General features: G+C 70.8%; 2 protein-coding genes. Both read left to right on the top strand.

Annotated features, from left to right (window positions below; genetic code table 11):
* Nucleotides 1–265: Holliday junction resolvase RuvX (gene ruvX / locus L810_RS42870; RefSeq protein WP_042978407.1), on the top strand; the 265-nt coding region annotated here is incomplete at its 5' end.
* Nucleotides 252–668 (top strand): bifunctional pyr operon transcriptional regulator/uracil phosphoribosyltransferase PyrR (pyrR, locus tag L810_RS42865; RefSeq protein ID WP_042978406.1); only part of this gene is annotated, 417 nt, incomplete at its 3' end. The genes ruvX and pyrR, both read left to right, overlap by 14 nt.

Below are 668 nucleotides of genomic sequence, written 5' to 3'. Positions count from 1 at the left end.
GCTCGTCGTCGGCCTGCCGATGCATCCGGACGGCACGCCGCACGACATGACGCAGCAGGCGAAGCGCTTCGGCAACCAGTTGAACGGCCGCTTCGGGCTACCCGTCACCTGGGTCGACGAGCGTTATTCGTCGGTCGAGGCCGAGGCCGGGCTGCGCGAGCGCAACGTGCGCGGCCGTGCCCGGGCCGAGATGCTCGATGCCGAGGCCGCGCGCGTCATCCTTCAACAGTATCTCGATCAATTGTCCGACCATGAGCACCATTGATGCCGAGGCGCTTTACCGCGTCCTGCTCGACCAGATCCGCGCCGCGTACGGCACGGCGTTCGCCGAACCGGGCGGCCCGCGGCTCGCCGGCATTCACAGCGGCGGCGCATGGCTCGCCGAGCGCCTCGCGCGCGATCTCGGCGCGCCGGCGTTCGGCGTCGTGAACGTCGCGCTGCACCGCGACGATTACGCGAAAAAGGGGCTGCACAGCCAGGCCAGCCCGACGTCGCTGCCGTTCGAAGTCGACGGCGCGCGCATCGTGCTCGTCGACGACGTGTTGTATACCGGGCGCACCGTACGCGCGGCGCTCAACGAGCTGTTCGACTACGGCCGTCCGGCCGCGGTCGAGCTCGCGGTGCTCGCCGATCGCGGCGGCCGCGAGCTGCCGGTCGCCGCGCGCTTC

Source organism: Burkholderia sp. AU4i (assembly GCF_000466765.1).
Lineage (GTDB): Bacteria > Pseudomonadota > Gammaproteobacteria > Burkholderiales > Burkholderiaceae > Burkholderia > Burkholderia cepacia.
This window is presented reverse-complemented; position numbering and strand designations above follow the sequence as displayed.